Annotated in this window: 24 protein-coding genes and 1 pseudogene; 19 read left to right on the top strand and 6 right to left on the bottom strand. The window is 70.2% G+C overall.

Features of this window, described 5'->3' with window-relative positions; genetic code table 11:
• The first annotated feature begins 13 nt into the window (after positions 1–13).
• From G3I56_RS32615 to G3I56_RS32595, 5 genes are all read left to right on the top strand, one after another.
• A complete protein-coding gene (locus tag G3I56_RS32615) occupies positions 14–1,486 on the top strand; it encodes an FCD domain-containing protein (RefSeq protein WP_164415331.1) in 1,473 nt (490 codons plus the stop codon).
• Between the two features lie 102 nt (positions 1,487–1,588).
• Positions 1,589–2,737, top strand: a complete 1,149-nt coding sequence (locus tag G3I56_RS32610) for an acyl-CoA dehydrogenase family protein (RefSeq protein WP_164415330.1) — start codon at positions 1,589–1,591, stop codon at positions 2,735–2,737.
• Between the two features lie 69 nt (positions 2,738–2,806).
• Complete coding sequence (locus G3I56_RS32605) at positions 2,807–3,574, top strand: SDR family NAD(P)-dependent oxidoreductase (protein ID WP_164415328.1); 768 nt, start codon at positions 2,807–2,809, stop codon at positions 3,572–3,574.
• A complete protein-coding gene (locus G3I56_RS32600) occupies positions 3,571–4,791 on the top strand; it encodes an acyl-CoA dehydrogenase family protein (protein ID WP_343240113.1) in 1,221 nt (406 codons plus the stop codon). The genes G3I56_RS32605 and G3I56_RS32600 overlap by 4 nt, the downstream gene beginning before the upstream one ends.
• Positions 4,788–5,780 (top strand): NADPH:quinone oxidoreductase family protein, encoded by a 993-nt coding sequence (locus G3I56_RS32595; protein WP_239135242.1) that lies wholly within the window; start codon positions 4,788–4,790, stop codon positions 5,778–5,780. The genes G3I56_RS32600 and G3I56_RS32595 overlap by 4 nt, the downstream gene beginning before the upstream one ends.
• A gap of 22 nt (positions 5,781–5,802) precedes the next feature.
• Here the strand turns inward: G3I56_RS32595 and G3I56_RS32590 are convergent, their stop codons facing one another.
• Positions 5,803–6,666 carry a mycofactocin-coupled SDR family oxidoreductase gene (locus G3I56_RS32590; protein WP_164415326.1) on the bottom strand — a complete coding sequence of 288 codons (864 nt, stop codon included), beginning with the start codon at positions 6,664–6,666 and terminating at the stop codon, positions 5,803–5,805.
• 175 nt (positions 6,667–6,841) lie between these two features.
• On the opposite strand from G3I56_RS32590, the gene G3I56_RS32585 reads away from it, so the two are divergent.
• Genes G3I56_RS32585 through G3I56_RS32570 form a run of 4 tightly spaced genes read left to right on the top strand, consistent with a single transcriptional unit; the run spans position 6,842 to position 9,267 of the window.
• Entirely contained in the window at positions 6,842–7,987 is a 1,146-nt protein-coding gene (locus G3I56_RS32585; protein WP_239135241.1) for an amidohydrolase family protein, read from the top strand.
• Complete coding sequence (locus G3I56_RS32580) at positions 7,984–8,244, top strand: hypothetical protein (protein ID WP_164415324.1); 261 nt, start codon at positions 7,984–7,986, stop codon at positions 8,242–8,244. The genes G3I56_RS32585 and G3I56_RS32580 overlap by 4 nt, the downstream gene beginning before the upstream one ends.
• 7 nt (positions 8,245–8,251) lie before the next feature.
• Positions 8,252–9,064: a mycofactocin-coupled SDR family oxidoreductase gene (locus G3I56_RS32575; RefSeq protein WP_164415321.1), complete on the top strand. Its 813-nt coding sequence runs from the start codon at positions 8,252–8,254 to the stop codon at positions 9,062–9,064.
• Between the two features lie 14 nt (positions 9,065–9,078).
• Positions 9,079–9,267 carry a ferredoxin gene (locus G3I56_RS32570; protein ID WP_164415319.1) on the top strand — a complete coding sequence of 63 codons (189 nt, stop codon included), beginning with the start codon at positions 9,079–9,081 and terminating at the stop codon, positions 9,265–9,267.
• Positions 9,268–9,361: 94 nt separating this feature from the next.
• Here G3I56_RS32570 and G3I56_RS32565 read toward each other — a convergent pair whose 3' ends face one another.
• On the bottom strand, positions 9,362–10,234 hold the full coding sequence (locus G3I56_RS32565; protein WP_164415316.1) for a VOC family protein: 873 nt from the start codon (positions 10,232–10,234) through the stop codon (positions 9,362–9,364).
• Positions 10,235–10,393: 159 nt separating this feature from the next.
• On the opposite strand from G3I56_RS32565, the gene G3I56_RS32560 reads away from it, so the two are divergent.
• Positions 10,394–11,263, top strand: a complete 870-nt coding sequence (locus G3I56_RS32560) for an alpha/beta fold hydrolase (protein WP_164415314.1) — start codon at positions 10,394–10,396, stop codon at positions 11,261–11,263.
• Positions 11,264–11,321: 58 nt separating this feature from the next.
• A complete protein-coding gene (locus tag G3I56_RS32555) occupies positions 11,322–11,930 on the top strand; it encodes a helix-turn-helix domain-containing protein (RefSeq protein WP_343240112.1) in 609 nt (202 codons plus the stop codon).
• A gap of 104 nt (positions 11,931–12,034) precedes the next feature.
• Here G3I56_RS32555 and G3I56_RS32550 read toward each other — a convergent pair whose 3' ends face one another.
• Entirely contained in the window at positions 12,035–13,636 is a 1,602-nt protein-coding gene (locus tag G3I56_RS32550) for an FAD-dependent oxidoreductase (RefSeq protein WP_164415312.1), read from the bottom strand.
• A 291-nt stretch (positions 13,637–13,927) separates the two neighbouring features.
• Between G3I56_RS32550 and G3I56_RS32545 the strand changes: the two genes are divergently transcribed.
• From G3I56_RS32545 to G3I56_RS32530, 4 genes are all read left to right on the top strand, one after another.
• Entirely contained in the window at positions 13,928–14,767 is an 840-nt protein-coding gene (locus tag G3I56_RS32545) for a fumarylacetoacetate hydrolase family protein (protein ID WP_164415310.1), read from the top strand.
• Complete coding sequence (locus G3I56_RS32540; protein WP_164415308.1) at positions 14,764–15,768, top strand: acetaldehyde dehydrogenase (acetylating); 1,005 nt, start codon at positions 14,764–14,766, stop codon at positions 15,766–15,768. The genes G3I56_RS32545 and G3I56_RS32540 overlap by 4 nt, the downstream gene beginning before the upstream one ends.
• Positions 15,765–16,778, top strand: a complete 1,014-nt coding sequence (gene dmpG, locus G3I56_RS32535) for a 4-hydroxy-2-oxovalerate aldolase (RefSeq protein ID WP_164415306.1) — start codon at positions 15,765–15,767, stop codon at positions 16,776–16,778. The genes G3I56_RS32540 and dmpG overlap by 4 nt, the downstream gene beginning before the upstream one ends.
• A gap of 254 nt (positions 16,779–17,032) precedes the next feature.
• Positions 17,033–17,755 (top strand): IclR family transcriptional regulator, encoded by a 723-nt coding sequence (locus tag G3I56_RS32530; protein WP_203691198.1) that lies wholly within the window; start codon positions 17,033–17,035, stop codon positions 17,753–17,755.
• A 173-nt stretch (positions 17,756–17,928) separates the two neighbouring features.
• On the opposite strand, the pseudogene G3I56_RS32525 reads toward G3I56_RS32530, so the two are convergent.
• Both G3I56_RS32525 and G3I56_RS32520 read right to left on the bottom strand, forming a co-directional pair.
• Positions 17,929–18,410, bottom strand: a pseudogene (locus tag G3I56_RS32525) (SDR family oxidoreductase); the annotation flags it as partial.
• A gap of 2 nt (positions 18,411–18,412) precedes the next feature.
• The gene (locus tag G3I56_RS32520) at positions 18,413–19,945 is read right to left on the bottom strand and encodes a long-chain fatty acid--CoA ligase (protein ID WP_164415302.1); all 1,533 of its coding nucleotides are present in this window, start codon (positions 19,943–19,945) and stop codon (positions 18,413–18,415) included.
• A gap of 213 nt (positions 19,946–20,158) precedes the next feature.
• Between G3I56_RS32520 and G3I56_RS32515 the strand changes: the two genes are divergently transcribed.
• The 3 genes from G3I56_RS32515 to G3I56_RS32505 all read left to right on the top strand — a co-directional run bounded on the left by G3I56_RS32515 (position 20,159) and on the right by G3I56_RS32505 (position 23,292).
• Positions 20,159–20,950, top strand: coding sequence for an enoyl-CoA hydratase-related protein (locus tag G3I56_RS32515; protein ID WP_164415300.1), 792 nt, complete (start codon positions 20,159–20,161; stop codon positions 20,948–20,950).
• Between the two features lie 127 nt (positions 20,951–21,077).
• Positions 21,078–22,136 carry an alcohol dehydrogenase catalytic domain-containing protein gene (locus tag G3I56_RS32510; RefSeq protein ID WP_164415298.1) on the top strand — a complete coding sequence of 353 codons (1,059 nt, stop codon included), beginning with the start codon at positions 21,078–21,080 and terminating at the stop codon, positions 22,134–22,136.
• A 1-nt stretch (position 22,137) separates the two neighbouring features.
• Positions 22,138–23,292 (top strand): acyl-CoA dehydrogenase family protein, encoded by a 1,155-nt coding sequence (locus G3I56_RS32505; protein WP_164415296.1) that lies wholly within the window; start codon positions 22,138–22,140, stop codon positions 23,290–23,292.
• A gap of 119 nt (positions 23,293–23,411) precedes the next feature.
• Here G3I56_RS32505 and G3I56_RS32500 read toward each other — a convergent pair whose 3' ends face one another.
• Entirely contained in the window at positions 23,412–24,119 is a 708-nt protein-coding gene (locus G3I56_RS32500) for a TetR/AcrR family transcriptional regulator (RefSeq protein ID WP_164415294.1), read from the bottom strand.
• Positions 24,120–24,334: 215 nt separating this feature from the next.
• Between G3I56_RS32500 and G3I56_RS32495 the strand changes: the two genes are divergently transcribed.
• The gene (locus G3I56_RS32495) at positions 24,335–26,347 is read left to right on the top strand and encodes a dehydrogenase E1 component subunit alpha/beta (protein ID WP_203691174.1); all 2,013 of its coding nucleotides are present in this window, start codon (positions 24,335–24,337) and stop codon (positions 26,345–26,347) included.
• Positions 26,348–26,566: the final 219 nt, after the last annotated feature.

The raw sequence follows: 26,566 nt of genomic DNA, 5'->3' as shown, positions 1-26,566 counted from the left end.
AGGAGTTGGCCCCATGGCGACTGCCGTCGACCGCGAACCCGCCGACGGCGAGACCGGTGTCCCGGTCGGCAAACTGGCCGCACAGACCGCGCACCGCATCGAGGCGACCGTGATCCGCCAGGGCTGGCCCGTCGGCGAGTCCCTGGGCTCCGAGGTGGACCTGCGGGAGCGGCTGGGTGTGAGCCGTGCGGTGCTGCGCGAGGCGGTACGGCTGGTCGAGCACCATCAGGTCGCCCGGATGCGGCGCGGCCCGAACGGCGGCCTGATCGTCTGCGCCCCCGACGCGGGACCGGCGACCCGGGCCATGGTGATCTACCTCGAGTACGTCGGCACCAGTGTCACCGACCTGCTCCAGGCCCGCCGGCTCCTCGAACCGATCGCCGCGGGCCTCGCCGCGGACCGCATCACCGAAGAGGGCATCGCCACCCTCCGAGCCACGCTCGAAGCCGAACTCGCCCACTGGGACGATCCGTCGGTCCATTCGCAGGACCCCCTGCACCCGGTGCTCGGGCAACTGTCGGGAAACCCGGTGCTGCACCTGTTCGTCGACGTGCTCACCCGCCTCACCGCCCGGTACGCGCACACCTCCCGCCGGGTCACCAAGGCCGAGATGCATGCGGCGAAGGAGACCTCGCACCGGGCCCACCGCGCGGTCGTAGAGGCCGTGATCGCCGACGACGGCGCCCGCGCGCAGTCCGAACTCACCGCCCACCTGGAGTCGGTCGCCGCCTGGATCGAGAAGCACCGGGTGCATCGCGGCCAGCGGATCTCCGGGAACGTGATCGAGCCGGAACTCGTCGAGGGCCTGCGGGCCAAGCTCGCCGAAGTGGTGGCCGCCCGGATCCACGACGACATCGCGGCGCGGGGCTGGCAGATCGGCATGGTGCTCGGCTCGGAGGCCGATCTGCTGGCCCGCTACGGCATCAGCCGGGCCGTGCTGCGGGAGGCCGTGCGGCTCCTGGAGTACCACTCGGTCGCGCGGATGCGCCGGGGCCCCGGCGGCGGACTGGTCGTCACCGCGCCGGAACCGCAGGCCAGCATCGACACGATGGCCCTCTTCCTCGAATACCAGGGCGTCACGGCCGAGGACCTGCGGATCGTCCGCAACGCCATCGAACTCGGCATCATCGCCAGAGTGACCGCCCGGCACGCCAGGGGCGACACCGAGGTCGTCGAACGCCTCACGAAGGCCGTCCGCTGGCCCACCGAGGGCCCGGCCGACGAACTCCGCAAGGCCGACCTGTTCCACTCCGAACTCGCCGCCCTGGCCGACAATCCGGTGCTGTCGCTCTTCCTCTCCATCATCACCGAACTGTTCCGCCGGCACGCCTCCGGCCACGACCGCCCGCTGCCCGGCGACACGGCCGCCGAGGAGGTCCAGCACGTGCACCAGCGCATCCTCGACGCCATCGTGCAGGGCGACGCGGGGGTCGCCCGCCACCGGATGGGGCGGCATTTGGATGCACTCATTCCCTGGTGGCACTGACAAGGTGCAGTCATGCATGGCTGTGTACTGCCACTTTCCGGATCACTCTGGACCGAGGGAGGCAATTACGTATACTGAATAGGGTCCACTGGAGGAGCTGTGATGCGCCGGACCCTGTTCGAACAGGATCATGAGGACTTCCGTCTCCTGGTCCGCGACTTCATCGCCCGCGACGTGCTCCCGGTGTACGAGGACTGGCGCCGCGCCGCACTCGTCCCCCGTGAGTTGTTCACCGCACTAGGCAAGCTCGGCATCATCGGTACGGCGATCCCCGAGGAGTACGGCGGAGGCGGCTCGGACGACTACCGTTTCAACGTCGTCATCCAGGAGGAGTGCGCCCGTGCCGGCGTGACACTGGGCGGCCTGCGCACCCATCTCGACGTGGTCGTCCCGTACTTCACGGGGCTGGCCAACGCCGAGCAGCGGGCCCGCTGGTTCCCCGGGCTGGCCTCGGGCGAGCTGTACACCGCGGTCGCGATGAGCGAACCCGGCACCGGCTCGGACCTGGCCGGCGTCGTGACGAAAGCTGTCCGCGACGGTGACCACTACGTCCTCAACGGGGCGAAGACGTTCATCACCGGCGGCCACCACGCCGACCTGGTGATCGTTGTGGCCCGCACCGCCACCGATCCGGACAACCGGCGTGCCGGGCTGTCCCTGCTGGTGGTGGAGAAGGGAATGACCGGGTTCGAGGTCGGGCGCAAGCTGGAGAAGATCGGCCTCCAGGTCCAGGACACCGTGGAGCTGTCCTTCGCCGACGTCCGCGTCCCCGCCGCCAACCTGCTCGGTGAGGAAGGCGCGGCCTTCTCCCTCCTCGGCCGCAACCTGGCCCAGGAGCGGCTGGCCATCGCGGTCGGCGCCGTCGCCCAGGCCCGCGCCGCGATCGACCTGACCGTCACCTACGTACGCGACCGGACCGTCTTCGGGAAACCGGTCGCCCACTTCCAGAACACGAAGTTCGAACTCGCCGCCCTGGACACCGAGGTGACGGCCGCACAGGCTTTGCTGGACGCGGCGATCACGGCGCTCGTCGCAGGCGACCTGAGCCCCGTCGACGCGGCCAGGACCAAGCTGTTCTGCACCGAGACGCAGGGCCGAGTCGTCGACCGCTGCCTCCAACTGCACGGCGGCTACGGCTACATCCTCGAATCACCGATCGCGCGACTGTACGCGGACGCCAGGGTGACCCGTATCTACGGCGGCACCAGCGAGGTCCTGAAGACCATCATCAGTAAATCCCTGGGACTGTGACCCCGTCCCACCCAACCCCATGCACTGCCATGCAATCCCATTCAAGAAGTGCCCCGTGAGGAGTGGGAAATGAACATCGACGGTTCATCGGCGCTGGTCACCGGAGGTGCCTCCGGCCTCGGCCTGGCCACCGCCCGCCGGATCATCGAGCGTGGCGGCCAGGTCGTTCTCGCCGACATCTCCGAGGAGCAGGGCGTCAAGGCGGTCGCTGACCTCGGTGACGCCGCCCGCTTCGTCCGCGCCGACGTCACCGACGAGGCCGCGGTCGCCGCCGCCCTCGACACCGCCGCCGAACTCGGCCCGCTGCGCTTCGTCGTGCACTGCGCGGGCCGTGGCGGCGACCGCACCCGGATCATCGACCGCGACCGAAACCCCGGCGAACTCGACACGTTCGCCGAGGTCGTACGGGTCAACCTGATCGGCACCTACAACGTGCTGCGGCTGGCCGCCGCCCGGCTCGCCGCCAACGACATCGTCGACGGCGACCGCGGCGCGGTGGTCCTGACCGCGTCGGTCGCCGCGTTCGACGGCCAGATCGGCCAGACCTCCTACACCGCCGCCAAGGCGGGCGTGCACGGCATCACCCTGCTCGCCGCCCGTGATCTGGCCAGCTGGCAGATCCGGGTGAACACCATCGCGCCGGGCGTCATGGACACCCCCATGCTCGGCCGGCTCCGCGAGGACATCCGCGACGGACTCGCCGCGTCCGTCCCGCACCCCAAGCGGCTCGGTACCCCGGACGACTACGCCCGCCTGGCCATCGAGATGCTGGAGAACCCGTACCTCAACGGCCAGACCGTCCGCCTCGACGGCGCCATCCGCATGGCCCCGAGGTGACCTCGCCGGCCCAAGCGGTGCTCACCGACAAGGAGTTCAGAGCCCGCCTCCGAACCTTCCTGGCGGACCGTCACCCCGGCCGCCGCCCCAAGGACCCCGCCGAGCGACTCCCGTGGCAGAAGGCATGGCTGGCCACCCTGTTCGACGCCGGATACGCCGGTCCGAGCTGGCCGCGCGAACACGGCGGCATGGAGCTGGACTTCGCCCAACAGGTGATCTACCAAGAGGAGTACGCGAAAGCCCGGGTGCCAGGACCTCTCGGCACCGGGCTCGGCATCGCGGCGCCGACCCTCATCAAGTACGGCACCCCCGAACAGAAGGAGCGCTTCCTGCGCCCCATGCTGCGCGGCGACTCCGTCTGGGCGCAGGGCTATTCGGAACCGGAGGCAGGCTCGGACCTGCCCGCGCTGCGGACGACCGCCCGGCGGGAAGGCGGCGGACCGGACGACTCGGGTGCCGTGTACCTCGTCAACGGGCAGAAGGTCTGGAACAGTTCGGCCGACATCGCCGACATCCTCTTCACCCTGGTCCGCACGGGACCGCCCGACTCCCGCCAGGACGGCATCAGTTATCTGCTGATCGACGCCCGCGCCCCGGGAGTGAGCGTGCGCCCGCTGCGGGACCTGACCGGCGACGCGCACTTCTGCGAGATCTTCTTCGACGACGTACGGGTGCCGGTGGCTGACCGGATCGGCCCGGAGAACGGCGGCTGGCCCCTCGTACGGACCAGCCTCGGCCATGAACGCGCGGCCGGCGCGATGAACCAGGCGGCGCTGTACCGGCGCGTCCTCGACGAACTGATCGAGCTGGCGCGCGAGCGCGGCGCGACATCGGACCCCCTGGTGCGCGACCGCCTCGCGGACTTCGAGATCCGGGTGCGGATCATGCGCCTGACCGGGATGCGGACCATCGCCGACATCATGACGAAGGGCGAGCCCGGGCCCGCGTCCTCGACGTCACGGCTCTTCATCGTGACCTTCGAACAGGAACTGCACGAGTTCGCCGTGGAGTTGCTGGGCGCCTACGGCATCCTCGGGCGCCGTGATCCGCACGCCGTCCAGCGTGGGCGCTGGGTGTGGGGCTTCCTGCGCACCCGGGCCTCGTCCATCGGGGCGGGCACCGCCGAGATCCAGCGCAACACCATCGCCGAACAGGTACTGGGCCTGCCCCGGGACCCGGCGATGCCCACTGCGCCCCCTGCGGAGAGGACACGATGATGAGAGCCGCATGCTGTACGGAGTACGGGCCCCCTGGCGGCCTGAGTGTCGTCGAACTCGGTGACCTCGAACCCGGCCCGGGGGAGGTGCTGGTGCGGGTGCACGCCGCTGCCGTCAACTTCCCCGACGTACTGCTCGTGGCGGACCGCTACCAGGTCCCCGCGCCCCTGCCGTTCACGCCGGGCAGCGAGTTCGCCGGCGTCGTGGCCGCGCTGGGGCCCGGGGTGTCCGGACCTCCGGTGGGGTCACCCGTGGCCGGGGCGGTGCTGACCGGCGCCTTCGCCGAGCAGGTCGTGGTGCCCGTGTCCGGTCTGCGTCCGGTCCCGGAGGGGCTCGACATGGTCCACGCCGCCGCGTTCCACGTGACGTACGCGACCGCCTACCACGCCCTGACCACCGTCGGGCGGGGCGAGGCGGGGGAGTGGGCGACCGTGCTCGGTGCCGCGGGTGGGGTCGGCTCGGCGGCCGTCGACGTCGGGACCAGGCTCGGGATGCGAGTGGTCGCGGCGGCGTCGAGTCAGGAGCGGCTGGCGGTCGCACGCAAACTCGGGGCGGTGGCGGGCGTGGACTACGTCCGCGAGGACCTGAAGACCCGGATCCGTGAACTGACCGACGGCGAGGGCGCCCACCTCGTCGTCGACCCGGTGGGCGGCGACCACGCGGAGGCCGCCCTGCGAGCACTGCGGCGGGGCGGCCGGTTCGTCACCGTGGGCTACGCCGACGGGAAGATCCCACGGATCCCGCTGAACCTGGTCCTGCTCAAGGACGCGGTCGTACGGGGCTTCGAGATCCGCATGCTGCGCCAGTACGCCCCGGACGCGGTTGCCGCCGGCGACCGGGCGCTCGCCGGGATGGTCCGCGACGGGATGCGCCCGCTCGTCTCCCGCGTCCACCCCCTCGCCGACGTGGCCGCCGCCCTGACCGACGTCGCGGAACGCCGGACCACCGGGAAGGTGGTCATCGACATGACGGGCGGAGGCGCGGCATGAACCCCGTTTGAGTGAAACCCGCTCAGAAGTTGGGCAGTTGGGGGCGCCGCTTGACGTATCCGGCCGCGTCGACGCGCATCTGCATGCCGGTGACGTAGCGGGACTCGTCCGAGACCAGGAAGAGCACGGTGTCGGCGATGTCCTCGGGCTCGACGTAGGGGATGCCGAAGCCGGTCGTCGCGGGGAAGCTGGGCAGCGCGTCCTCGCGGGTCGGGTTCTCCAGGTCGGGCCGGAACGACCGGTACATGAGGTCGCTGTTGAGCATGTCCGTGTTGACGTTCGTCGGGTGCAGCGCGTTCACGCGGATCCGCCGGGATGCGAGCACCGTCGCCAAGTCGTGGACGAACGCGGCAACTTGGCGCTTGGCGAAGGAGTAGCCCAGCCCGCCGGGGCCGTTGGCCGGGTTGTCCGTGGTCGCCGGGATCAGCCCGGCGATGGACCCGGTGGCCACGATCGAGGCGCCGTCGGGCAGATGGGGGAGCGCCGCGTCGACGGCGTGCACCACCCCGTTGAAGTCGACGGTGACGGCGTCCAGGAAGGCCTGGGCGGTCTGACCGGGGCCCAGCGGGCAGATCCCTGCCTGGGCGACGACCGCGTCGAGCCGCCCGAGTTCGGCCACTCCCTCGGCCACGGCAGCCTTGAGAGCCGTCGGTTCGCGCACATCGGCCTTGCGGGCGACGATGCGCCGCCCGAGCTTCTCGACCTGACGCACCGTCTCGTCCAGGTCGGCGTCGGTGGCCAGCGCGTAGCCGTTGGTGGCGATGTCCTCGCAGAGGTCCACCGCGATGATGTCGGCGCCCTCCGCGGCGAGCCGGATCGCCTGGGCCCGGCCCTGGCCGCGTGCCGCCCCCGTGATGAAGACGACCTTGTCCTGCACTCGACCCATGGGGTCTCCTTCCATCGAATAAAAGAGTAGCCTGAATCTCCATGGAGGGATCTGGCTCACATCCATGATCCGTGAGAAGTAAGGGGTTTCATCTTTTTCTTCCACTGAGTGAGACCCGATCAGTACACGCAATGTGCCGATGCTGGAGAGTCTCCGAGACCGAGGGAGCGCAAGGATGCCGTTGCAGCCATGGATGAAGTTGCTGTCGACCGACGACCACCTGATCGAGCCCCCACGGCTGTGGTCCGACCGACTGCCCGCGAAGTACCGGGAGGCGGGCCCCCGGAGCGTCGAGCAGCCACGCGGAGCGGGTCAGGCCCCCGCCGAGGTGTGGGTCTACGAGGACCGGATCTACCCCTACATCGGCCTCAACGCGGTGGCGGGCAAGAATCCCGAGGAGTTCGGCCTCGAACCGACGCGCTACGACGAGATGATCCCGGGCTGCTACGACCCGAAGGCCCGCCTGCGCGACATGGACCTCGACGGGGTCTGGGGGGCGTTGTCCTTCCCGTCCTTCCCGGGGTTCTCGGGCCATGTCTTCATGGAGGGCAGGGACCGTCGGCTCGCGCTGCTGTGCGTCCAGGCGTGGAACGACTTCGTCCTCGACGAGTGGTGCGCCACCGCGCCCGGCCGGCTCATCCCCCTGGTGATCCTGCCGTTGTGGGACGTCGAGGCCTGCGTCGCCGAGATCCACCGGACCGCCGCCAAGGGCGCCAAGGCGATCTCCTTCCCGGAGAACCCGGCCCCGCGCGGCCTGCCTTCCTTCCACACCGACCACTGGGACCCGGTGTTCTCGGCGGCCGAGGAGACCGACATGCCCCTGTGCCTGCACTTCGGCACCTCGGGCAAGGCGCCGAAAACGGCCGACGAGGCGCCGTTCGCGGTGACGATCGCCCTGTTCGGCACCAACGCCATGTACGCCACCGCCGACCTGCTCTTCTCCCCGGTGCTCCACAAGCACCCCAAGCTGAAGATCGGGCTGTCCGAGGGTGGCATCGGCTGGATCCCGTACCTGCTGGAACGCAGTGACGGTACCTGGGAGCGGCACCGCTTCTACCAGAACGTCAACCAGACCGTGCGGCCCTCGGAGCTGTTCCACAAGCACTTCCACGGCTGCTTCATCGACGACCGCTTCGGCGTCGAGGTACGCCACCACGTCGGCGTCGACAAGATCACCTGGGAGTGCGACTACCCCCACTCCGACTCGTACTGGCCGGGGAGCCGCGCCTACGCCGCCGAGGTCCTCGTCGACGTACCGGACGACGAGGTGCACAAGATCGTGGAGCTGAACGCCCGCCGCCTCTACAACCTCCCCGCATGAGCAGGCGGCCGGAGTCCGAGCGGTCCGACTGGACCGACCTGGACCTGCTCACCCGCGAGGAGGCCCACGGCAGGCTCCTCACGGAGATCGCCGAGACGGACGTACGCCTGGCCGAACTCGGCGCGGACGACGAGGCCGAGGCCGAACGCGAACTCCTCCAGAGGCGGCTGCGCGCACTGCGCGAGGCCGCTGAGGATCTGACGAACCCGACGAACTTTACGAACTCCACGAACCTGACCGACCACTCGAAGAACTGAGGTTGCCATGGGGCGAGTTGAGGACAAGGTCGCGCTCATCACGGGTGCGGCGCGCGGCCAGGGCCGCTCCCACGCCGTACGGCTGGCCGAGGAGGGCGCGGACGTCGTCATCACCGACGTCTGCCACGACATCAGCGACGCGCTGCCCTACTCGCTCGCGTCGAAGGAACAGCTGGAGGAGACCGCCGAGTTGGTGCGGGCGACGGGCCGGCGATGCGTCGCCGTCCAGGCCGACGTCCGCTCGATCACCGAGATGCGGGCCGCCGTCGACGCCGCGCACGAGGAGTTCGGGCGTCTCGACGTGGTCGTCGCCAACGCCGGTGTCATGAGTTCGGGTTCCGCCTGGCAGCTGTCCGAGGAGGCCTGGGACGTCGTCGTCGATGTCAACCTCAAGGGCGCCTGGAACACGGCACGGGCGGCGCTCCCGGGGATGATCGAAGCGGGCAACGGCGGCTCGATCATCATGATCAGCTCGGCGGCCGGAATCCGCGGTCATGTGCCGTACGCCCACTACGTGGCCGCCAAGCACGGCGTGGTCGGCCTGATGAAGGCCCTGTCCAACGAACTCGGCACGCACCGCATCCGGGTGAACACGGTCCACCCCACCGGCGTCAGCGACACGGGCATCACCGTCGGCGTACCGATCGATGAACTCGCCGCCCGGGAACCGATGTTCGCCCTCGCCGCGATGAACACCCACGCTCCGTACGTCGAGCCCCGGGACGTGTCGAACGCGGTCCTGTTCCTCGCCTCGGAAGAGGCGAGATACGTCACCGGCCTGCAGTTCACCGTCGACGCGGGGTCGACCAACAAGCCGTAGAACAGGAGTGGTTCGTGAAGGTCACCATCGACAAGGCGTCCTGCTCGGGCCACGCCCGGTGCGCGGCGGCGGCACCCGGACTCTTCCGCCTCGACGACGACGGCTACGTACTGCCCGTCGACGGAGAGGTCCCGGAAGGTCTCGAAACGGCAGCCCACGACGGTGAACGGGCCTGCCCGGAACGGGCGATCACTGTCGAATGACATCCCGCACGACAACTGGGCCCCACGACAACCGAGCCCCAGGGTTTCCGGTGCACCGGAAACCCTGGGGCTCGGTCATGTCCAAGCGGTCCGCTCAGCCGCCCGGCATCGGCGGCGGTGTGAAGTGGTGGCCCCAGAACGCGCCGTCGGTGATCTCGTAGACGGGTACCGGCTCGGGCACCTTCAGGCCGTTCCAGCCGAACTCGACGGCGTAGTTCTCCGGTGACCAGACGTAGAACGACACCATGTGGTCGTTGGTGTGCTTGCCCAGCGAGTGCATCATCGGGACCTCGTACTTCCCGGCCCGGTCAAGCGCGCGCCCCACGTCGTCCAGCGTCGCGCCCTCGACCATGAAGTGCAGCAGCCGCCCCGGACCGGGCATCGGCGTCACTCCGAGGGTGTGGTGACGGGGGTTGCAGCCCATGAACCAGGTCGTGCCGCCCGGTGAGCGCATGGTGTTCCGCTCGATGAAGCCCAGCACGTTGACGTAGAACTCGAACGTGCCCCGGGCGTCCTCGGCGGAGATGATGGCGTGCCCGAAGCCCATGTCGCCGGTGACGAACTCCGACACCAGCGGGGTCTGCACCGGCACATGGTCGAGAGTCGTGCCGTAGAACAGCTCGACCGGGTTGCCACCCGGGTCGTTGAACTTGACGAAGCCCGTGACCTTCCGCGCCGCGGCCTCGACCTCGGTGCCGGCCGTCACCTTGATGCCGGCCTTCTCGACATCCGCGACCAGCCCCGCCAGCTCCCGCTCGTCGAGAACCTCGAAGCCCAGCGCCGTCATCCCGGGCTGGGCCCCCGGAGAGACCACGATGCGGGCCGGATAGTCGTCCATCCGGAAGTGGAGGGACTCGGGATCACCGCCCTCGACTGGCATCAGGCCGAGGAAGTCGCCCCCGAAGGCCTTCCACTTGTCGATGTCGTTGGACTCCAGACGCAGGTACCCGAGTGAGCGAACACCCATCAGGTCCTCCCCTCGCATTGATCAGGTCCGGGCGGCCCGAGGGCCCCCGGCATCGCTACGTCCACGACGCTAGACAGCCCGCGCCACCCACCGCCGGGACCGTCCCACTGATCGGGAGCCCACCCACGGGCGCAGACTGCCCGGTGGCACGGTGCTGCCATGACACTCACCTCCCTGACGTACGAGAACACCCTGCGCGAACTCCCCACCGACGAGGGCGTGTTGCGCTACCACGAGGCGGGCGACGGACCGCCGCTGCTCCTGCTGCACGGGTCGGGACCCGGGGTGACCGGCTGGCGCAACTACCGGGGCAACCTCCCCGTGTTCGCCCAGCACTTCCGCACCCTCGCCCTGGAGTTCCCCGGCTTCGGCGTGAGCGACCCGACCGACGAGAACCCGATGGCTGCGGCCCCGAAGGCCGTACTGCGCTTCCTCGAAGGCCTCGGGCTCGACCAGGTGGACGTCGTCGGCAACTCCATGGGCGGATACGTGGCCGTGGGCCTCGCGGTCGCCCACAAGGACCTGTTCCGCAGGGTCGTGACCATCGGGGGAGTGGGCCGCAACATCCTCTCGCCGGCGCCCAGCGAAGGGCTCAACCTGCTGGTGGAGTTCACCGAGAACCCCACCCGCGAGAACCTCGTGCAGTGGCTGCGGTCGATGGTCCACAACCCCGCCCTCCTCACCGACGAACTGATCGAGGAGCGCTGGGCGAGCGCCACCGACCCGGCGACGCTGGAGGCGTCCCGCCGGATCTACGGCCGGCAGGCGATGGCCGCGATGATGGCCGCCCAGGCCCACTCCGACCAGCCCATCTGGGCGGCGCTCCACAAGGTCACCGCACCCACGCTGCTGACCTGGGGCCGCGACGACCGGGTCACCCCGCTGGACAACGCGCTGCTGCCGATGCGCACCATCCCCAGGGCCGAGTTGCACGTCCTACCCGACTGCGGGCACTGGGCCATGATCGAGCAGAAGGCGGCCTGGGAGAGCGCGGTGCTGGCCTTCCTGACCCGCCCGGACGCCTCCTGAGCCTCCTGAGCGACGCGGCGGGGAGACTCGACGACATGCGACCTGGGGGGCCGACGACGTGGCGAGACCCGCAGAGGTACGGCAACCCGCCGCTCCCGTGTCGAGCCGCCAGGCCGCCCGCCAGGTACGCATCCTGCGCGCCGCCTCCGAACTCGGCGCCCGCGAGGGGCTCGCCCGGGTGCAGATGCAGGACGTGGCCAGGGAGGCCGGCGTCGCGATCGCCACGCTGTACCGCTACTTCCCGTCCAAGCCGTATCTGTTCCTGTCCGTCCTCGAATGGCACATCGAGCAGTTCCTCGGGTGCCGGGATGCCACTCCTCCCGCCGCCGACGGGAACGACCCGGCGACGGAGGTGGCGCGGACGCTCGTCACGCTGAGCGGGAAGCTGCTGGCCAGCCCCCTGCTGGCGGCGGCCGTGGCGTTGTCGTCGTTCACGGAGTACGCGAGCGTCGTCCCGACCCGGTTCGACATCGTCGAAAGGGCCCTGGGACAGCGCCTCCTGTACCTGCTCGGTTGCCGCGCGGATGCGGAGACCGCGCGCAGCAGGGTGCGGCTGCTCGTCTACAGCTGGTGGGGTCTGTTCGTGGCCATGCTGACCGAGGAGATCACCACCGAGCAGGCGGAGGCGGACCTGCACCTGGCCGCACGACTGATCGCCGCGCCCTGAACACGGACACGGACGCAGACGCAGACACGAGTACGAGTACGGACACGAAGGCGCGGCTGTGCCCGGGACACGACAGGTGGCCCGGGCACAGCCGCGTGGGGTGGTCAGTCCCTTGCGTCGGCGATGATGTCGAGCACCGCGAGGTAGGAGAAGGCGAGACTCGAACCGATCGGAGTCCCCGCACCCGGATACACGCGTCCGGACATCGCCGCCGCGGTGTTCCCGCTCGCGTAGAGCCCGTCGATCGCACTGCCGTCGGGCCGCAGCACCCGCGCGTTCTCGTCGGTCGTCAGGCCGCCCTTGGTGCCGATGTCGGCCGGGAGGATGGTCGCGACGTAGTACGGCGGGGTGTCCAGCGGCAGCAGCAGCGGGTTCGGCCAGTCGGGCGTGGGAGGCGCGGGGTAGTTGAGCACGGGCAGGGCGGGGAAGCCGAGCACATGGTGGGCGATCTGGTCCCAGGGCGACTCTCCGCGATGGAACCTCTCGTCGACCCCGGTGGGCGCGTAGCCGTTGAACTCCTCGATGGTCTCGCGCAGGGTGTCGAGCGGTACGTCGATCAGCTTCGCCACCTCCTCAAGGGAGTCGGCCCTCTTCAGCGCGCCCGACTCGAACCACTCGGGGCGCACCGGCTCGTCGGCCGGGCCGCCGAAGCTGTCCCGGTCGAGCTGGCGCTGGTCGATGATCCAGTGGGCGGGGATGTGCGAGACCCCTGTCGTCGTGTGCAGCCGGAGGATCTCGTGCCCGGCCTGGTCGTACGGGCGGGTCTCGTTCATGAAGCGCTCACCTGCGGCGTTGACCCAGATCCCGCCCCGCGTGCCCGTGTGGAAGGCGGGCAGCCCGTCCGGCCACACCAGGCCCGGCACGAGCCAGGCCTCGTCGAGCAGGTCGGTGGCGGCACCGACCGCCATGCCGGCCAGCAGGGCGTCGCCGGTGTTGCCCGGCGCGCCGTGTGACCACTCGCCGGTGAGCGGCGGCTGGTGCTTCCTGCGCAGTTCGGGGTCCCGCTCGAAGCCGCCGGCGGCGAGGATCACGCCCCGCGAGGCTCGGATCCGGACGGGCTCGCCGTCGCTGACGGCGTTCACGCCGACGACCCTGCCGTCCTCGACGATCAGACTCTCCAGCGCGGTGTCGAGCCGGAGCGTGCCGTTGCCGGTCTCCAGGAACGCGGCCAGCGCCCTGCCGATCAGCGCGCGGCCACCATTGAGCACGGGGCCCTGGTCGACGCCCCACCGCTCCATCGAGACGGGCTCGCGCACGAGCCGGGCGTGCTCGCCGAGTTCGGCCGCGGGAATCTCCGGCGGGAAGATGGTGTGCCCGGCGGGGGAGGCGCCGGGGGCGTCCGCGTAGTACTCCGGCACGGGCGCGTACACGAACGACCGGAACCACTCGTTCTGCTCCAGCTCGTCGATCAGCTGGGCGCCCGCCCGCAGGTAGGCGTCCTGACGCTTCTCCCGGGAACGGTCGTCGACGATGGTGCGCAGATACGTCCGGGAGCCCTCGACCCCGTCGTCGACGCCGGCCCGTCGCAGCGGTGCGGAGCCCGGGAACCAGAGCCCGGCACCGGAGTAGGCGGTGGTGCCGCCCACCCGGTCGGTCTTCTCGATGACGAGCGTGCGCAGGCCGCGCGAAGCAGCCACGTACGCCCCGACCAGACCTCCGCCGGACCCTACGACGACCACGTCGTAGACATCTTCGTTGATGCTCACGATGACCTCCTCATGAATGCCGACGTTCTTGGTGGGGGTGCGTGGGGGTGCGTGGGGGGACTGCGACCACAGGTGGGGGACGTCGGACGGAGGTGGTTGACAGCCTCGCGCCACCAGCCGTTCAGCAGTGCGCCGGACGACGGTAACGAGCCGCCGCCGCCCCGCTGTTCGGCCATCTCGCTCAGCGAGACGCCGCCCGGTCGACACCCCAGTCCCGCTCAGCGGAACGTCAGTGCCTGCCACGCGCCGGGGCCGCTCAGGCTGGAGAACCGGTACGAGCTGAGGATGCGAATGACAGACATTGGGGAACCGACGGCCGTCGCGCAGCGCGCGGCCGTCGTCGCCGAGGCGGCCGCGCGACTGGCCGGCGCGGCCCGGGACCACAAGCCGTGCGCACCCGTACGGGACCTGCTCGGCACGAGCGACATCGGCCTCGCCTACGCCGTTCAGCAACGCGTCATCGGCGACCGGATCACCGCCGGAGCTCGGGTCGTCGGCCGCAAGATCGGGCTCACGAACGAGTCCGTCCAGCGCCAAGTCGGCGTCGACCGGCCCGACTTCGGGGTCCTGCTGGACGACATGGACGTCTCCGGGCTCCCGGAGGTCCCCAGTGAGCGGCTGCTGCAGCCCAGGGTCGAGGCGGAGATCGCCTTCGTGCTCGCCGCCGACCTGGACGACGACGACCTCGACCTGGAACGGGTCCGCGCGGCGGTCGGACACGCCGTGGCCGCGCTGGAGATCGTGGACAGCCGGGTCGCCGACTGGGACATCGCGATCACGGACACGGTCGCCGACAACGCCTCCAGCGGCCTGTTCGTCCTCGGCGGCGAGCGAGTCGGCCTCAAGGAGTTCGAACCCCGGGACGTCACCATGCGGTTGTACGCCGACGGCGAGCTCGCGTCCGAGGGCACCGGAGCCGCCTGCCTCGGCGACCCCCTCGCCGCGCTGCTGTGGCTGGCGCGTACCGCCCGGGAGTTCGGCGACCCGCTGCGCGCCGGCCAGGTCGTGCTCTCGGGTGCCCTGGGCCCACTCGTCCCCACCCCGCCGGGCAGCACAGTACGGGCCGAGATGTCGGGCCTGGGCACGGTGACAGCGACCTTCTCCACCAAGGGACTTGAGGAAGACGGATGACGAAGACCAAGGTGGCCGTTATCGGCTCCGGCAACATCGGCACCGACCTGATGATCAAGGTGCTGCGCCTGTCCGACACCCTGGAGATGGCCGCGATGGTGGGCATCGACCCGGACTCGGACGGACTGGCGCGCGCCGCCCGTCTGAAGGTCCCCACCACGCACGAGGGCGTGGACGGACTGATCCGTATGGACGGCTTCGACGAGATCGGCATCGTCTTCGACGCCACGTCGGCGAAGGCCCACGTCGAGAACGCCAAGAAGCTCGCCCCGTACGGCAAACGCCTTGTCGACCTCACCCCTGCGGCCATCGGCCCGTTCGTGGTGCCACCGGTGAACCTGGACGAGCACCTCGCGAACGCCGATGCCGCCGACAACGCTGTCGACAACCTGAACATGGTCACCTGCGGCGGCCAGGCGACGATCCCGATCGTCCACGCGGTCAGCCGCGTCACTCCCGTGCCCTACGCCGAGATCGTCGCCTCGATCGCCTCGAAGTCGGCCGGGCCCGGCACCCGGGCCAACATCGACGAGTTCACCGAGACGACGTCCGGGGCGATCGAGAAGGTGGGCGGCGCCCGGCGCGGCAAGGCGATCATCGTGCTGAACCCGGCCGAACCGCCCCTGATCATGCGGGACACGGTGTACTGCCTGATCGGCGACGCCGACCATGAGGCGATCCGTACCTCCGTCGAGGAGATGGTCGCGGCGGTAGCCGAGTACGTGCCGGGCTACCGGCTCAAGCAGCAGGTCCAGTTCACGCCGGTCCCCGAGGGCGACCCGGTGCACACGCTCTTCACCGGCGACCCCTCCGAGGTGACCACGAAGGTTTCCGTGTTCCTCGAAGTGGAGGGCGCCGCCCACTACTTGCCCGCCTACGCCGGCAACCTCGACATCATGACCTCGGCCGCCCTGCGCGTCGCCGAGCGCATCGCCCAGCGATTCTCCTCCGACGCGACCAACGACGCGACCAACGAGGCGACCACCGAGGTGACCAAGTGACCGCCACCCCCAGGCTCTACGTCCAGGACGTCACCCTCCGGGACGGGATGCACGCCATCCGGCACCGGATCACCCCCGAGTTCGTCGCGAAGATCTCCAAGGCCCTCGACCAGGCGGGCGTGGACGCCATCGAGGTCGCCCACGGCGACGGTCTGGCCGGCGGCAGCCTCAACTACGGGCCGGGCAGCAACACCGACTGGGAGTGGATCGAGGCGGCGGCGGACGTGATCGAGCGCGCCACCCTCACCTCTCTCCTGCTGCCCGGTATCGGCACGATCGTCGAACTCAAGCGGGCCTACGCCCTCGGGGTCCGCTCGGTGCGCATCGCCACGCACTGCACGGAGGCGGACGTCGCCGCCCAGCACATCTCCACCGCCCGCGAACTCGGCATGGACGTCTCCGGGTTCCTGATGATGGCCCACATGGCGTCCCCGGAGGTCCTCGCCGGGCAGGCGAAGCTGATGGAGTCGTACGGCGCGCACTGCGTGTACGTCACCGACTCCGGCGGCCGGCTGACCATGGACGGGGTGCGCGACCGGATCCGTGCCTACCGGGACGTCCTCGATCCGGAGACCCAGATCGGCATCCACGCGCACGAGAACCTGTCCCTCTCGGTGGCCAACTCGGTGGTGGCCGTCGAGGAGGGGGTGGCCCGGGTCGACGCGTCGCTCGCCGGACAGGGCGCAGGCGCGGGCAACTGCCCGATCGAGCCGTTCATAGCCGTCGCCAACCTCCAGGGCTGGAAGCACGACTGCGACCTGTTCGCCCTCCAGGACGCCGCCGAGGACCTGGTCCGCCCGCTCCAGGACCGACCGGTGCGCGTGGATCGGGAGACCCTGACCCTCGGCTACGCCGGCGCCTACTCCAGTTTCCTGCGCCATGCCGAGGCGGCGGCGGAGCGCTACGGCCTCGACGCCCGCACGATCCTCCTGGAGGTCGGCAGGCGCGGGCTCGTCGGCGGCCAGGAGGACATGATCGTGGACATCGCCCTGGACCTCACCCGGAGCTGACGCCGGCCGTCGTACCGCTCCCCGGAAGCAGTCTTCCGGGGAGCGGTACTTTTTTGCGTCCCCGGATTATTAGACCGACCGCCCCAATTAGTCGGTGCACGACTCTTTCTCTACGGCCCATGGCATTGGTACCTTGACGCCGAAGCCGAACTAGAATTGATTTCAGTTTGAGCAGAGAGGCACCGACGATGACGTCTGCCCTTCGCCTGGACTCGCGACCCTCCGAGGTCGTCGGGCAGGTACTGCCTCCGTCGATGATGGAGCGCGTGACGCTGATCATGGACCTTTTCGAACGTCCGCAGACCCATCTGACGCTCGAGACGGTCTCGCGCCGGACCCATCTCCCGCGCTCCACCACCCACCGGATACTCGACCAGCTGGTCCGCCTGGACTGGCTGCGCCACACGGTGGCCGGATACACGCTGGGACAGCGGGCGCTCGGCCTGGGCGGCCGGGAGATCGGCCACAGCGCGCTGCGGTCGGCCGCCGCGCCCCACCTCCTCGACCTGGCCGTCCGTACCCGAATGGTCGTCCATCTGGCCGTGCTCGACGGGCCCGAGATCTACTACCTGGACAAGATCGGAGGCCGGGCGGCGGTCGACATCCCGTCGAAGGTCGGGGGCCGCGCGGTCGCCCACTGCACCGGCCTCGGCAAGGCCATGCTCGCCTGGCTGAGCCCCGAGGAGATCGACACGCGGTACGCACAGCTGATCGAGCGCCGCACCGACCACAGCATCGGTCACCTCGACCACCTGCACAGCGAACTCCGAACAGTGCGCCGCCGCAACGGCCTGGCAATCGACCGCGGAGAGTGTTTCCCCGACCTCGGCTGCGTAGGCCTCGCCCTCCGCGGCCCCGAAGGCCCGATCGCCGCGATCTCGGTCGTCGGCGACGGCAGCTCCTCCCTGGAACTGGTGGCCCCGTTGGTGGTGAACGCGGTAAAGGCGGTCTCCGAGGACCACTTCGGAATCGGCTGAGCAGAACGCGCCCCCGATAGGGGCGCGGGGCTGTATCGATTTGCGGCTCCGCCGCGTGGGCGCGACAAGTCCCCACAGACCCGCACCCAACGAACAACCCCGTTGGCAGGTTCACCGCAGGCCGCCAAGGCCACCCGCACCCCCCGGTCCGCCCACTCCATAGCCGGCGACTTGGTGAGCGTCTCGACCCCACCCTTGCCGGCGGCGTACGCGGCGATCCGCTCGAACTCGAACCCCGTGCTCGCGTGCACCGAGGAGATGTTGGCGATCGCCCCGGAGCCCTGCTCCGGCCTGACCCGCCCGGCCTCACGGCAGCAGTGGAAGGTGCCCTGGAGGTTGACGGCGATCACGCGCTGCCGGTCCTCGTCGGTGACCCGCTCGCTCCGGCTGAAGTGCGGACTGACCCCGGCGCAGTTGATCACCACGTCGAGCCGGCCCGCCCACTCGACGACGCCCTCCATCAGGGAACGTACGGCGGCGGAGTCGGCGACGGGCCCAGGCAGCGCCAGTGCCTTGCCGCCGTACGGGCCGTCACCGCCACGTTCGCCCCGGCCTGGGCCAGGGCGACCGCGATGGCCCGGCCGAGCCCCTTCCCGGCACCGGTCACCCAGGCGGTACGGCCGTCGAGGCGCAGGTCGGTGTTGACGCCGGCCATGGTCAGCTCTCCGCGGGGATGTCGCGCAACGTCCGCTTGAGAACCTTGCCCGAGGGGGTGCGGGGGAGTTCGTCGACGACGTCGAAGCGGGCCGGCACCTTGAACTTCGCCAGGCGTCCGTGACAGAACTCCCGCAGCTCGTCGACGCCGGCTTCGGTGCCCGGCCGGAACACCACGAAGGCGCGCGGGACCTCGCCCCAGCGCGGGTGGGTCAGGCCGACGACCGCCGCCTCCAGGACGGCCGGGTGCTCGTACAGGACCCGTTCGACCTCGGGGGTGGCGATGTTCTCGCCGCCGGAGACGATCATGTCCTTCTTGCGGTCGTCGATGTAGAGGAAGCCCTCCTCGTCGACGTGTCCGATGTCGCCGGTGTGGAACCAGCCGTCCCGCAGGGCCGCGGCCGTCGCCTTCTCGTCGCGCCAGTAGCCCGCGAAGACCTTCGGGCCGCGCAGCGTGATCTCGCCGAGCTCGCCCGCCGGGGCCTCCTTGTCGGTGTCGTCGACGATCCGGATCCGGGTGTGCGGTACGGGCCGGCCGACCGAGCCCAGTTTGGACAGGGCGTGCTCGCGGTCGAGGAAGGTGTCGCCCGAGACCGTCTCGGTCAGGCCGTACGCGTCGGCGAACCAGGCGTTCGGGAACGCGTTCATGATGCGCCGCAGCACCGGTTCGGGGGTCTTCTCGCCGCCGCCCACGATGAAGCGCATCGAGGTGGTGTCGTACGAGTCCCGGTCCGGCACCTCCAGGACGGCGTTGACCATCACAGGCGCCAGCCACGCGTTGGTGACCTTGTGCTCCTCGATGGCCCGCAGCACACCCGGCGCGTCGAACTTGCGTTGGAGGACCACACCGCCGCCCGCGTACAGCACGGGAAGGGCGGGCATGTCCAGGCCGCCGACGTGGTAGAGCGGCCCGGCCACGAGTGTGGTGTCCGCCGCGGTGAGGCCGAAGTGGACGATCTGGGACACGTTCTTCGCGTGCAGATTGCCGTACGTGATGCGCACACCCTTGGGGCGTGAAGTGGTGCCCGAGGTGTACATCAGCCGCTGGAGGTCGTCCGGCCCGACCTCGACCGGGTCCACCCGGGCGCCCTCGTGCCGGTCGAGCAGCGCCTCGTAATTGGTCCACTCGTCCGATTCCGCTTCCCCGTCCACCAGGATGCGCTGCTCCAGACCGTCGAGTTTCCCGGCGATCCGGTCGGCCGCCCGAACGAACTCCGGTTCGGTGACGATCGCCTTCGCCTGGGAGTGGCCCAGAATGTACGCCCATTCCTCCTCGGACAGGCGGTAGTTCAGCGGGAGGAAGACCGCCCCGACGCGGTTGGCCGCATAGACGAGTTCCAGGAACTCCGGCCGGTTGTAGAGCAGCAGCCCGACGACGTCGCCGCGCCGGACGCCCAGCTCCGTCAGGCCCGCGGCCAGCCGGTTGACCCGGTCATGGAGCTCGCGCACCGTCAGGCGGCGGTCCTCCTGTGTGACGGCCACGGCTTCGGGCCGCTGGGTCAGGTGGTAATCGAGGATGCTCGCGAAATTGTGCACGGGTCTCTCTCGCTCTGTGTCTGCACGGCGAATGCTTCTTGCCACCGCTCATACGGAAAGGCGGGTTCCGGCCGGTTGGTTGCCCGCTACCATGATTTAGTGTACCTCTTGGTCTATAAAACTTGTTGGCCGAACTGTACGACGACACGAACCCATCGACAACCATCTGCGCGCCGGTGAGTTCGCCTTGTTTCCCCCGATGAGGAGGCCCTGGTGCCGCGTATCCGTCTCGACACCGACGGACCCGTTGTCACGGTCCGCCTCGACCACCCGCCGATGAACGCCTTCGACACAGCCCAGCGCGACGAACTCGCCACCCGCGTACGCGAACTGGCCGACTCACCCCGGGTACGGGCCGTCGTGCTCTACGGCGGTGAGCGGCTGTTCGCCGCCGGTGCGGACGTCAAGGCGCTCGCGGCGATGGGCATCGAGGAGGTCCGGGGCTGGAACCGGGCCCTGCAGCGCACCTTCGACGAGGTGGCCCAGCTGCCCATGCCGGTCGTCGCGGCGATCACCGGGTACGCGCTCGGCGGCGGCCTCGAACTGGCCCTCGCCGCCGACTACCGCATCGCGGCCGACGACGCGCTCCTCGGCCAGCCCGAGGTTCTGCTCGGAATCATCCCCGGCTCGGGCGGCACCCAGCGGCTGACCCGCCTGATCGGCCCGTCCCGCGCCAAGAACCTGCTGATGACCGGCCGCCGGGTGGACGCGACCGAGGCACTCGGGCTGGGCCTGGTGGACGAGGTGGTCCCGGCGCCTGAGGTACACGCCTCCGCCCTCCGCTATGCCCACCGCCTCGCCGAGGGCCCGGCGGCAGCCCTGGAGGCCATCAAGGAGGCCGTCAACCACGGCACCGACACCTCCATGTCCGCCGGCCTCGCCCTCGAACGCTCCCTGTTCACCGGGGTGTTCGGCACACAGGACGCGACGACGGGCCTCCGGTCGTTCCTGGAGCACGGCCCGGGCAAGGCCCACTTCGAGAACCCCGGGCAAGGCGCCCCGTAAGGGCGCCGCCCGAGGGGCGCGGGGCTGTATCGATTTGCGGCTCCGCCGCGTGTGCGCGACCAGCCCCCACAGGCCCGCAGCGTGCAACGCACCGCACCGACCACCACGACACGAAAGGAGGGAAAGCATGAAGGCCCTGCGCTGGCACGGCGCCCGAGACCTGCGCCTGGAGGAGGTCCCGGATCTTCCCGACCCCGCACCCAACGAGGCCGTCGTGGAAGTGAGCTGGTGCGGAGTCTGCGGCACGGACCTGCACGAGTTTCTCGAAGGCCCCCACATGATCCGCGACAGCGCACACCCCCTCACCGGCGCCGCCCCACCGCTCGCCCTCGGCCACGAACTCAGCGGCACAGTGGTCGCGTTGGGCACCGAGACACTTGGCATCGCGATTGGCGACCGGGTGACCGCCGACCCCGTCTGGAGCTGCGGTGTCTGCTTCTGGTGCACACGGGGCGAGTACCACATCTGCCCCAGGAGCGGCTCCGTCGGCCTCGCCTCACCCGGTGCCTTCGCCGACCGCGTCACCGTGCCGCTCGGCGGGCTGACCCGGCTGCCCGACAACGTCAGCGACGAGATGGCGGCCGTCGCCGAACCCCTCGCCGTGGGCCTGCACGCAGTCACCCGGGCGGGAGTACGGCCGGGCGACAACGTCCTGGTCGTCGGCGGCGGCCCGATCGGCGTCGCCGTGGTCCTCGCGGCCCGTATCGCGGGTGCCGCCGGGCTCTATGTGAGCGAACCCCTCGCAGGGCGCCGCGAGTTGCTGCTCGGCCTCGGGGTCACCGAGGCGTTCGACCCGCGCGAGACGGACGTACGCCGCGAGGTGTTCCTGAAGACCGGACGCATCGGCCCCGACGTCGTCATCGACGCGACCGGTGTGCCCGCGCTCGCCGGCCAGGCCGTCGCCACGGTGCGGCGCGGCGGACGGGTCGTGCTGGCCGGTGTCGGGCACGGCAGCGTCGAGTTCGACATGGGGCAACTCGTCTTCTACGAGCGCTCCGTGGTCGGCACCCTCGGCTACAACTTCGACATCCCCCGCGTGATCGACCTGATGAGCACCGGGCGCCTGGACGCCTCCGCTCTGGTCACCGGGCGTTTCGCGCTCGCGGACGGAGCCGGGGTCTTCGCGGACCTGGCCGCCGACCGGGCCAGGCACCTCAAGGTGCTGCTGACTCCGAAGGGACTGTGACATGGATTTCGACCTGCCGGAGGAGACCCGGGACCTCCAGGAGATGGTCCGCGAGTTCGCGGCGAAGGAGATCGCTCCGAACGCCGCGCAGTGGTCCGAGACCGAGACGTTCCCGACCAAGATCTTCACCAAGCTCGGCGAACTCGGCCTGATGGGCATGCTCGTGCCCGAGGAGTACGGCGGCGCGGGCTCCGACATGGTCTCCTACGTCGCGGTCATGGAGGAACTCGGCGCGGCCGACCAGTCGGTCGCCTCCTCCTGGAACGCGCACTCGACCATCGCCACGCTGCCGCTCCTGACCTACGGCACCGAGACGCAGAAGCAGCGCTGGCTGGCCCCGCTGGCCAGGGGCGAGGCCATCGGGGCGTTCGGCCTGACCGAGCCCGGTGCCGGGTCCGACGCGGCCGGCATCACCACCACGGCCCGCCGGGCGGACGGGGGCTGGCTGATCAACGGCACCAAGATGTTCATCACCAACGCCGGTACCGACATCAGCCAGGGCGTCACCCTGCTGGCCACGACCGGCAAGGGCGAGGACGGGCGGAAACGGTTCGCCACCTTCTACGTCCCGACCGGGACGCCCGGTTACAGCTGCGGCGCCAAGCTGAAGAAGCTCGGCTGGCACGCCATGGACACCCGGGAACTGGTCTTCGAGGACTGCTGGATCGCCGAGGACCATCTGATCGGCGAAGAGGGCAACGGGCTGCGCCAGTTCCTCGCCGTCCTCGACAAGGGCCGTGTCAGTGTGGCCGCGCTGGGTCTGTCGCTGACCAGGGCGGCGCTCGCACTGGCTGTCAAACACGCCACGGAACGCCACCAGTTCGGCCGCCCGCTGTCGGCCTTCCAGGCGGTCGCTCACAAGATCGCCGACATCGGTACGGAGTTCCAGGCCGCCCGCTGGATGGTCTACCGCGCCGCCTGGCTCGCCGACCAGGGGCGCCCGTACGGCACGGAGGCCGCCATGGCCAAGCTGTACGCCTCCGAGGTGGCCAACCGTGCGGCATCCCAGGCGGTGCAGATCCACGGCGGATACGGCTATGTGCGGGAGTCGGAGATCTCGCGGTTCTATGCCGACGCCAAGATCCTGGAGATCGGCGAGGGCACGAACGAGATCCAACGCGACGTCATAGCCCGGGCGTTGCTGAAGCAGGCGTGACACGGGCGAGCATGGCACGAGCAGGCCGGTGCGGGACACGAAGAAGCCCGCGGCGCGTGCCGCGGGCCCCTGTACCGGCTGAACCGGCCGTGTCGGTCGTGCTGGTGGTACAGGCCGGCTCAGCTCGCCAGGGCGGCCGGCTGCCACACGGCCTCGGGGTCGAGCGGCAGGTCCGGCCGGTCGCGCTTGAAGGCCGCGGCCTCCTGCTCCACGTCCGGCAGGGCGGCGCCGGGTGCTCCGAACCCCCGCAGCAGGGTGTCGCAGTACTCGCTGGACAGGTACGAGGCGTCCCAGTCGCCGTCCGGCTTCACCCATTGGTAGGTGTGGTTGTGCAGATTCAGGAACTGCAGGGTGGCCAGGTGCGGTTCGACCGCGCGGAAGGTGCCCTGCTCCACGGCCTCCGTGAGCAGTCCCCGGACCAGTTGCTCGAACTCCGCGCGCTGGCCGAGCAGCGTGTCGAGGTAGTCGCCGGTGAGGCTGCGGTAGTCGTGCTCGTAGACCCAGATGTGGTCGAGTCTGCGGAAGATGATCGTCAGCAGCGACTCCGACAGCAGCCGCAGCCGCACCAGCGGGTCCGCGTCGAGGCCGGCGATCTCCCGGGCACGGGACAGCAGCGGACCCATCACCCGCGACTGGATCTCGATCAGCAGGTTCTCCTTGGACCCGATGTAGTAGTACAGCGCGCCCTTGGCGAGCCCGACCGCACGGCCCAGTTCGTTGATGGACGTCGCCGCGTAGCCGTAACGGGCGAAGAGGGTCGCCGCGGTGTCGATGATCTTCTGGCGTCGGACCTCGTAGTCCGGCCCATGGCCCGGTGGTCGTGGCATGTGGTTCTCCCCGCCTGATGTGTCGACATTTCGACGTGCCGATGAGACATGGCCTCGGGCCCGCGTCCGGACGGCCGGTGGCACATCCGGGGGGAAGCGGGTCCGGGACCTCGTTCTATTGTGCTTGACCAGTTTGCTAGACCAGACGGTACATTAAAAGATGGACTCCGGCGGCGCGGCCTTGTACCGCCCGCGCGATCATTGCGAGGACGCGCATGACGACCGAGGCACCCCACCAGACAACGACCGGTTCCGCCGTTTCCACCGGCTCCGCGCACGCGGAACAGCTCCTGGAAATGTACCGCCGCATGCGACGCATCCGGCGCTTCGAGGAGCGGGCGTCCGTCCTGTACAAGGCGACGGAGATCCCCGGCTTCCTGCACCTGTCGATCGGCCAGGAGGCCAGTGCGGTGGGCGCCTGCTGGCCGCTGCGCGCCGGCGACGGAATCACCTCCACCCATCGGGGGCACGGCCACGTCCTGGCCAAGGGCCTCGACACGGCGTCCATGATGGCCGAGCTGATGGGCAAGGAGGCCGGGACCTGTCACGGCCGCGGCGGCTCGATGCACATCGCCGACCCGGGCCTCGGCATCTACGGCGCCAACGGCATCGTCGGCGCCGGCCTGCCGATCGCCACCGGGGTGGCCACCGCGGCCAAGCTGCGCGCCGCGGGAGACGTGGTCGTGGCGTTCTTCGGGGACGGCGCGGTCGCCCAGGGCATGTTCCACGAGGCCGTCAACCTGGCCGCCGTTTGGGACCTGCCCGTCGTCTTCCTCTGCGAGAACAACCACTACTCCGAGTTCTCGCCCGCGTCCGAACAGCACCGCGCCCCGCTCTCCGCCCGCGCCGCCGGGTACGGCATCGACTACGCGCATGTCGACGGCAACGACGTCCTCGCGGTGGCGGCGCTGATGAACGACGTGGTGGAACGCCTGCGCGGCGGCGCGGGGCCCGTCCTCGTGGAGGCCGAGACCTATCGCTGGCACGGCCACTACGAGGGGGACCCCGAGCGTTACCGCAGCGCCGAGGAGGTCGCCGCCGCCAAGGAGCGCGACCCGCTGCTGGTCGCCCGCCGCCACCTGGCGGCGGCCGGCGTCCCGGCCGTACTGGCCGACGCCGTCGACGAGGAGATCGACAAGGAGATCGAGGCGGCCGTGGAGTGGGCCAGGAGCCTGCCCGAGCCGGCCCCCGAGACCCTGTACGACTTCGTCTCGGCGCCGCGCTCCACGATCCCCGAGCCGGCCCCCGCCGACGGCGAGGTCTTCCGCTCGATGGATGCCGTACGCCTCGCCCTGGAACACGAACTCACCGCCGACCCCGACGTGTTCCTCGCCGGGATCGACATCGGCGCGGGCGGCAACGTCTTCGGCCTCACCCGAGGCCTGGCCGACGCCTTCCCCGGCCGGGTCCGTGACACGCCGATCAGCGAGAGTGCCATCCTCGGGACGGCGGTCGGGGCGGCCATGGCCGGGATGAAGCCGGTGGTCGAGATCATGTACATGGACTTCATCGGCGTCGCCCTCGACATGCTGCTCAACCAGGCAGCCAAGTTGCGCTTCATGACCGGCGGCCGGGCCTCCATGCCGCTCGTCGTCCGCACCCAGTTCGGCGCGGGCCGCTCCTCGGGCAGCCAGCACTCGCAGAGCCTGGAGGCGCTGCTCGCCCACATCCCCGGCCTGACGGTGGTCATGCCGTCCAACCCGGCCGACACGTACGGCCTCCTGCGCGCCGCCATCCAGGACCCGAACCCGGTGGTCTTCGTGGAGAACCGTCTCCAGTACGGCCTCAAGGGCCCGCGCCCGCCGGCCGACCACCTGATCCCGCTGGGCAAGGCCAAGGTGATCCGCGAGGGCACCGACATCACCCTGGTCTCCTGGTCACGGATGGTCCAGGACTGCCTGGCCGCCGCGGATGCGCTGGCCGCCGAGGGAGTGAGCGTGGAGGTGATCGATCTGCGTACGGTCGCCCCGCTGGACCGGGAGACCGTGCTCGCCTCCCTCGCCAAGACCAACCGCCTGGTCATCGCCCACGAGGCCGTACGGGACTTCGGCGTCGGAGCCGAACTGGCCGCGCTCGCAGTGGACGAGGGGTTCTGGCACCTGGACGCTCCGGTGACACGCGTGGCCCCGCCGCATGTGCCGGCGCCGTACGCGCCCTCGTTGGAGCGGGTGTGGCTGCCGTCGCAGGACACGATCGCCGAGACGCTGCGACGGATCGCGGCGGTCTGACCGCACCGGAGGACGGACGAAGGAGGGGCCCCAGGACCAATTTCAAGTCCTGGGGCCCCTCCTTCACTCGGTCCGTGTCAGACGGTGGCCACCGGTGTGAGGGGGCTGCCTTGGGTGCCGGGGAGGTTGAGTGGGGGTGCGGTGAGGAGGAAGCGGCTGCGGTGGTGTTCGCGCAGCCAGCCGGCGAGTTCTTTGAGGTACCACAACTCGCCGAGGGGG

Source organism: Streptomyces sp. SID12488 (assembly GCF_010548275.1).
Lineage (GTDB): Bacteria > Actinomycetota > Actinomycetes > Streptomycetales > Streptomycetaceae > Streptomyces.
Note: the sequence above shows the minus strand (reverse complement) of the source record. Positions and strands in the feature narration are given on the sequence as shown.